Annotated in this window: 7 protein-coding genes and 1 riboswitch; all 7 genes read left to right on the forward strand. The window is 49.0% G+C overall.

Translation table 11 applies throughout. The features are described from left to right. The first annotated feature begins 2 nt into the window (after positions 1 to 2). On the forward strand, positions 3 to 1,475 hold the full coding sequence (ubiD, locus tag B2X00_RS01900) for a 4-hydroxy-3-polyprenylbenzoate decarboxylase (protein WP_290485883.1): 1,473 nt from the start codon (positions 3 to 5) through the stop codon (positions 1,473 to 1,475). After that, a complete protein-coding gene (fre, locus tag B2X00_RS01905) occupies positions 1,476 to 2,177 on the forward strand; it encodes an NAD(P)H-flavin reductase (RefSeq protein WP_290485884.1) in 702 nt (233 codons plus the stop codon). A 35-nt stretch (positions 2,178 to 2,212) separates the two neighbouring features. Beyond that, positions 2,213 to 2,311: riboswitch (TPP riboswitch) on the forward strand. Between the two features lie 84 nt (positions 2,312 to 2,395). Next, on the forward strand, positions 2,396 to 4,510 hold the full coding sequence (locus B2X00_RS01910) for a TonB-dependent receptor (protein WP_290485885.1): 2,115 nt from the start codon (positions 2,396 to 2,398) through the stop codon (positions 4,508 to 4,510). A gap of 9 nt (positions 4,511 to 4,519) precedes the next feature. Then, positions 4,520 to 4,780, forward strand: a complete 261-nt coding sequence (locus B2X00_RS01915; RefSeq protein ID WP_272978526.1) for a hypothetical protein — start codon at positions 4,520 to 4,522, stop codon at positions 4,778 to 4,780. Between the two features lie 16 nt (positions 4,781 to 4,796). Next, positions 4,797 to 5,378: a nicotinamide riboside transporter PnuC gene (gene pnuC, locus B2X00_RS01920; protein ID WP_290485886.1), complete on the forward strand. Its 582-nt coding sequence runs from the start codon at positions 4,797 to 4,799 to the stop codon at positions 5,376 to 5,378. Then, complete coding sequence (locus tag B2X00_RS01925) at positions 5,375 to 6,091, forward strand: phosphotransferase (protein ID WP_290485887.1); 717 nt, start codon at positions 5,375 to 5,377, stop codon at positions 6,089 to 6,091. Before pnuC ends, B2X00_RS01925 begins: the two co-directional genes overlap by 4 nt. A 9-nt stretch (positions 6,092 to 6,100) precedes the next feature. Then, a partial coding sequence (locus B2X00_RS01930; RefSeq protein ID WP_290485888.1) for an MFS transporter permease occupies positions 6,101 to 7,007 on the forward strand: 907 nt, incomplete at its 3' end.

A 7,007-nucleotide genomic window follows, 5' to 3' on the forward strand; every position in this document is an offset into this window, starting at 1 on the left:
CTATGAAATATCAAGATCTGCGTGATTTTATTCAGCAGCTTGAGGGGAAAGGTGAACTCAAGCGTATTCAACACGAGATCGATCCATACTTAGAAATGACAGAAATTGCCGACCGCACGCTAAAAGCGGGCGGGCCGGCATTGTTATTTGAGAATGTGAAAGGTCACTCGATTCCTGTGCTTGCCAACTTGTTTGGTACGCCTGACCGTGTCGCTATGGGTATGGGACAAACATCGGTCACAGCGCTGCGTGATGTCGGTAAGCTACTGGCTTTTTTGAAAGAGCCTGAACCTCCTAAAGGTTTCAAAGACGCGCTTAATCTATTACCCACGTACAAAAAAGTGCTAAGCATGGCACCTAAGTCGATTAAAAAAGCGCCTTGCCAAGAAGTGGTTGTCGAAGGTGATGACGTTGACTTGACGCAGTTGCCTATTCAATATTGTTGGCCGGGTGATGCTGCGCCGTTAATTACGTGGGGTTTAACGATTACTCGAGGTCCGCACAAAGAGCGTCAGAACTTGGGTATTTATCGACAACAGGTTCTGGGCAAAAATAAGCTCATCATGCGCTGGTTGTCGCATCGTGGCGGTGCGCTCGACTTCCAGGAATGGTGTCAGCAAAACCCGGGCAAACGGTTTCCTGTGTCGGTCGCTTTGGGCGCTGATCCGGCGACTATTTTGGGGGCTGTTACGCCGGTTCCAGACAGTTTATCGGAATACGCCTTTGCTGGCTTGTTACGCGATAGTCGCACACAAGTGACTCAGAGTGTGAGCAATGACTTACAAGTGCCAGCCCACGCCGAGATGATCTTAGAAGGCTATATTGAGCCTGGCGAAATGGCGCCAGAAGGACCTTACGGCGACCATACAGGTTATTACAACGAGGTGGATGAGTTCCCTGTATTTACAGTGACTCACATTACACATCGTAACGACCCTATCTACCACAGCACCTATACCGGGCGTCCGCCGGATGAACCCGCCGTATTGGGTGTTGCATTGAACGAAGTGTTTATTCCGCTTTTACAAAAGCAATTTCCAGAAATAGTCGACTTTTACTTGCCGCCTGAAGGGTGCTCGTATCGCTTGGCCGTCGTGACCATGAAGAAACAATACCCCGGTCATGCGAAGCGTGTAATGATGGGCGTTTGGTCTTTTTTACGTCAATTTATGTATACCAAGTTTGTCATCGTATGTGACGATGATGTCAACGCGCGTGATTGGAAAGACGTGATTTGGGCGATGACAACGCGTATGGATCCAGCGCGAGATACAACGATGGTTGAGCATACGCCAATCGACTATTTAGACTTTGCTTCACCGGTTTCGGGTCTGGGCTCAAAAATGGGCATGGATGCCACGAACAAGTGGCCCGGGGAGACCCATCGCGAGTGGGGTGAACCCATCGTGATGAGTGAAGCAGTCAAGCAGCGCGTTGATTCGCTGTGGGATGAATTAAATATTTTGGAGAAGTAAATGTCGCAAGTGATGCACTGTAAAGCGCATGTGAGCCGTCAGTTAGCAGAGCACGTCTGGGAAGTCAGTGTGACCTTACCTGAGGCGACAAAATTTGAAGCGGGCCAATACTTAATGGTGGTGATGGGCGAGCGTGATAAACGCCCATTTAGCATTGCGTCGGCACCGACTGCGCATAAAGAATGGTTACTTCATATTGGCGCGCCACCGGATAACAGCTACGCGACAGAAGTGTTAGATGTTATAAAAGACAAAGGTGAACTCACGATTGAAGCACCGGCAGGCGAGGCTGTATTTAAGTCCGATCGTGCTGGAGATACGGTGTTGATTGCCGGAGGTACGGGCTTCTCTTATACGTACTCTATTCTGCAAAAACTGCTGACAGATGGCCTAGATAAACCCGTTTATTTTTATTGGGGTGCAAAGTCGGCGAATGATCTTTATTTGCATGAGGAACTGCAGGCATTAGCAGTCGACCACCCATTATTTACTTACCATCCTGTGCTCGAAGAGGCGCCGCAGGGTTGGCCTTACGGGGTTGGTTTAGTCCACCATGAAGTGATGGCTCAGCAATCGAATTTGTCGGAATGTCAGATCTATATGGCTGGACGTTTTGAAATGGTTCGTGTCATTCGTGATGATTTTACGGCACGTGATGTGCCGATGGAAAATATGCACGGTGACGCATTGGCATTCATCTAGGTTTGCCAATTTTAAACAAGGCGTTATACTAGCGCCCGAGTACCAAGGGGTGCCTTTTTAGGCTGAGATGCGAAAGCGAACCCTTTTTACCTGATCCGGTTAATACTGGCGTAGGGATGGTAAAGTCTCGCATACAATGAGTGAATAACCTCCTTCAGTATCAGTCTCTGACTGATCCAACCGGGTCGTTTCTTTGCAGTCAATAAGGGAAATGATCCATGCATAACAACAGTTTTAAACTATCTGCGCTTCTGGTCGGTGTACTGAGCAGCACTTCTGTTTGGGCACAAGACACCAACGAAACCACTATTGATGAATCCATTGAGGTGGTCGGTGACTTTCAGAAGCAGACCATCACACAGACCACTCGCAGCATCGCGATCGTCGATGAAAATGCAATGCAGCAACGCGCATCGCGCCACCTGCAAGACGTGTTGAACTCAGTTGCTAACGTCAATTTTTCGGGTGGCTCCAGTACGGCGCGTTTCATTCAGATCCGCGGTATTGGCGAGCGCTCGCAATTCGTTGATGCAATTAATCCATCGGTAGGCTTGGTTATCGATGGTATTGACTATTCGGGGTTAGGCTCTGCGGCGACATTATTCGATGTCGGACAAGTGGAGGTCTATCGCGGCCCGCAAAGTGGTCGGTTTGGCGTTAATGGGTTAGCGGGTATGGTGTTGCTCGAGTCGAATCAACCCACCGAGATTACGAGTGGTGAGTGGCTAATCGGTGTGGGCAACTACTCTGAGAGCACACTGGCTGGTGCTGTAGGCGGCTCTTTGGGCGCGTTGGGCAATGCGCGCTTATCCCTCATGCAGTTTGACCAAGATGGCTATACCGAAAATACTTTTCTAAACCGCGATGATACAGAGCAACGTGATGAGTTCACTGCACGCTTAAGTATCGACACTCAGCTCGGGCAAGATTGGCTTTTAAAAACACGTATCCACAAAATGGATATTGATAACGGCTACGATGCTTTTAGTTTAGAGAACAACCGTACCACCCTATCCGATGAACCTGGGTTTGATCGTTTGGATTCAACGGCTGCGCGATTACAGCTGGATTACAGCGGCTTTGAAAAATTCACGATTGAAACCGCGGTTAACGTGCTCAGCGCTGACAAAGATTACGCGTTTGACGAAGACTGGACTTATGTCGGTATTGCTCCCGGTTGGGAGTACTCTTCTTTTGACGCGTATTATCGTGAGCGAGATGACGTGACGGCTGAAATCCGCTTTACCTCGGATGCGCCGATTGACTTGTGGGGATTGCCAACAGACTGGACAGCCGGTGTTTACTATTACAGCAAAGACGTGAATCTAATCCGTGATTACTATAATTGGGATATCGGTTCACCAAGTATTTTCGGCAGTAGTTACGAAACTCAAAACCAAGCGATCTATGGCGAGCTGGTTCAGCAAGTCAACGATAATTGGAGCTGGATTGCTGGCTTGCGTGTCGAACGTTACGACAATGATTATGTTGATAGTAACGGCGTGGTCGCAGAGCCTAGCGATACCATGATTGGTGGTAACCTAAGTCTGCGCTATCAATATGCGTCGCAAAGTTATGCTTATGCAACGCTAGCACGGGGGTATAAAGCGGGCGGCGTCAATGGAGAGGCATTGGGACGTGCGAAAGATCAACAACTCGAGGAGCTTGAAGCTTACTTACTTGATCGCGCCACTTTTGCTCCTGAAATTTTATGGAATGCGGAGGTAGGCATGAAAGCCACGCGCAGCGATTGGAGTTATCGGGTTGCTGCGTTTTACAACTGGCGTGATGATGTACAGCTCAAGAGCTGGGTCAATCGCAATCAGTCGTTCGTGGGTTACATTGAGAACGCCGCACAAGGCAGTAATTATGGGTTAGAAGCCGAGCTAAGATACCGTCTGAGTGATTCCATCAGTGCGTTTGCATCATTAGGCTGGTTGGATACGGAAATCGATGGCTTCGTGACTGAAGATGGCATGGATATGAGCGGACGAGACCAAGCTCATGCACCTAACTACCAAGCCAACATTGGCTTAGAGGGCCAATTGACGAATGCGTTGAGCTGGAGTGTTCAAACCGATCTAAAAGATGGCTTTTACTTCTCTAACTCACACAATCAACAAGCCGATAGTATGGCCTTGCTGCACGCGCAACTTAATTACGATTGGAACCAGTGGCGTTTTACCCTTTGGGGACGTAACTTAACCGATGAAGACTACGAAATTCGAGGTTTCTATTTTGGTAACGACCCGCGCGATGAATACGTGACGGAAACCTACGTCCAATATGGTGAGCCGCGTCGATTTGGCCTCACCGCACGTTACACATTTTAAGGAGGTTGTATGCCATTTTCTGCAGAACTCTCGCTCTATCCGCTTGCAAATAATTACATAGAGGTGATTCAAGCGTTTATCGATAGACTGAATGAGTATCCCGATTTAACCGTGCTCACTAACACCATGAGCACACAAGTATTTGGTGAGCTTGAAGTGGTTATGGGCGCTCTGACGAAGGAGCTCAAGTGGTTATACGATCGGGTGCCATCGCAGGTGCTTGTTTGTAAGTTTATCAATAAAGACCTGACCCCTGACCATGTTAAGTGAGTTAATGGATCAACTTATGCTGAGCTCCTTTTGGGAGCTCGGCGCTTTGCTACTTGCGCTTGCTTACTTAGTGCTCGCCGCGCATCAAAGGCAATGGTGTTGGCTCGCGGCGGGAGTAAGCTGCTGTGTTTACGCAAGCATCTTTTGGGATGCAAAGCTGTATATGGAATCGTTACTACAAGTGATTTACGTCATCATGGCAGGTTATGGTTGGTGGCAATGGCGACAACAGGGAAGTGCGATTGACGAAAATCAACGCGGCCATCATTACTCTTTTAAATGGCATCTCAAGCAATGGGCGTGGGTTTCAGTGGCTGCCGTGGTTACCGCCTTACTGTTACAAACTTATACCGATGCAGATGCAGTCTGGCTTGATACCTTTACGACCGCATTTAGCCTATTAGCAACCTACTTGGTGACTAAAAAGGCGATGGAAACGTGGTGGTATTGGCTGGTGATCGATTCGGTCTACGTCTATCTCTATCTAAGTAAAGGCTTTGTCGCCACAGCCATGCTGTTCGTGGTCTACCTGGTACTTGTGGTGTATGCCATGTATCGTTGGCGAGTGGATGAAGAACCTGCGGCTCAGGCGACATGAAACTGCCAATTCCTCAATGCGTTGAACGTATATCGACCGGACAGCTTAACGACGTTTGGCGCATTACCTGCGTGGACCAAAGCTACCTGTTCAAGTGGCTCAACGCATCCGAGGGGTTATTGCTTGACCGTGAGGATGAGTTGCGGTTGCAAGATGCTTTGGCGGCAAAAGGTTTAGCCCCTAAAGTTATTGATAGTGACTATAGCCGTTGGGTGCTGCAAGCGTTCGTCGAGGGACTTACGCTAACGCAAAGTCCATTACCGAGAACCGAAAAGCTAACTATCATGGTTGACCTCATGGTTACGCTGCATCAAACGCGCGTTGATTATCAGGGGCCTTCTTTCTGGCAACGCCTTGAGGGCTACTTTGCTTGTGCTTCTGAGCAACAGTTAACACGCATACGTGCGCTGCAAGACCAATTAACGATTGATGCAGCGCAATCTTGTCTTTGCCATTTCGATCTTTCTTTCGATAATATCGTACTAACAGAACGACCTGTGGCGTTAGACTGGGAGTACGCCAGTTTTGGTAACCCCGCCGTTGATTTTGCCAGTGCTATGTTAATTAATCGCTGCTCAGTGGCTGAGCAGCATGACTGCTTTGATGAATACCGTCGCCAGTCGCCGATATCTTTGAAGTGGGACGATGTTCTAGCCGCGCTGCAACTGATGCAATGGGTTAATGACATTTGGTATCAATTAGCTGACGATTAGGGAAAGGTGATGGCTGATAAGCAATTGATGAATCGTGTCTACGGCTACCTTGCTGAGGACGAAGACGCGCGCGTATGTAAGGATATTCCCGAAAATGCATGTAATGAACAACCGCGTTCATTCGTGTTGATGCTTATTTCTCTAATGCTCACCAAGCTCGGGGATTCACTGGTGAGCGCACGTTTAGTATTGGCGTGGATGCTTAGCGCACTGGGCGCGCCACCGGTATTCATTAGCGCCTTAGTGCCCATTCGAGAATCTTTGGCTTTATTGCCGCAACTTTTTGTCGCCCAGAAGTTACGCGAGCAACCTGTACGAAAGTGGTTTTGGGTCGCGGGTAGCGTTGGGCAAGCCGTGTCATTGGCGCTAATGCTTGTCGCTGTCGCGACTTTGGACGGTACCGCATTGGGTTGGACCGTCATTTTATTCCTAATCACTTTTTCACTGTCGCGTGGGGTTTGTTCAGTAGCTAATAAAGATGTGACGGGTAAAACCGTCTCGAAAACGCGACGTGGAAGGCTGTCGGGCGTAGCCGCTTCGGCGGCGGGGTTACTGACCTTAGTGACTGCGTTAGTCATCGTGATGTTCCCCGATGTTGAGGGACAACGCAGTCTTTTCCTGGTTTTGCTCGGAGGTGGCGTGCTGCTTTGGACCTGTGCTGCAATCACGTACGCAGGGATACCGGAAGTGGCTGGCGCAACAGAGGGCGGCGGTAACGCTATCAGCGAGGCGTTAAAATCACTGTCATTACTATGGCGAAATGCGCTTTTTGGTCACTTTGTTCTCACTCGTGCGCTATTAGTGGCGGCTGCTTTTGCGATTCCTTATATCGTCGTTCTTATTCAGCGCGAAGGTGATGCGGGCTATACCAGTCTAGGTAGTCTGCTATTAGCGAGCGGTTTAGTTGGCCTATTGG

The sequence above is a fragment of the Idiomarina sp. UBA3162 genome (genome assembly GCF_002364475.1).
Classification (GTDB): domain Bacteria; phylum Pseudomonadota; class Gammaproteobacteria; order Enterobacterales; family Alteromonadaceae; genus Idiomarina.

What these genes read in the sequence shown, in the direction of transcription:
- pnuC (WP_290485886.1), top strand. Translation starts at nt 4,797, where the DNA reads ATGCTGAGCTCCTTTTGGGAGCTCGGCGCTTTGCTACTTGCGCTTGCT.
- ubiD (WP_290485883.1), top strand. Translation starts at nt 3, where the DNA reads ATGAAATATCAAGATCTGCGTGATTTTATTCAGCAGCTTGAGGGGAAA.
- B2X00_RS01925 (WP_290485887.1), top strand. Translation starts at nt 5,375, where the DNA reads ATGAAACTGCCAATTCCTCAATGCGTTGAACGTATATCGACCGGACAG.
- B2X00_RS01910 (WP_290485885.1), top strand. Translation starts at nt 2,396, where the DNA reads ATGCATAACAACAGTTTTAAACTATCTGCGCTTCTGGTCGGTGTACTG.
- B2X00_RS01915 (WP_272978526.1), top strand. Translation starts at nt 4,520, where the DNA reads ATGCCATTTTCTGCAGAACTCTCGCTCTATCCGCTTGCAAATAATTAC.
- fre (WP_290485884.1), top strand. Translation starts at nt 1,476, where the DNA reads ATGTCGCAAGTGATGCACTGTAAAGCGCATGTGAGCCGTCAGTTAGCA.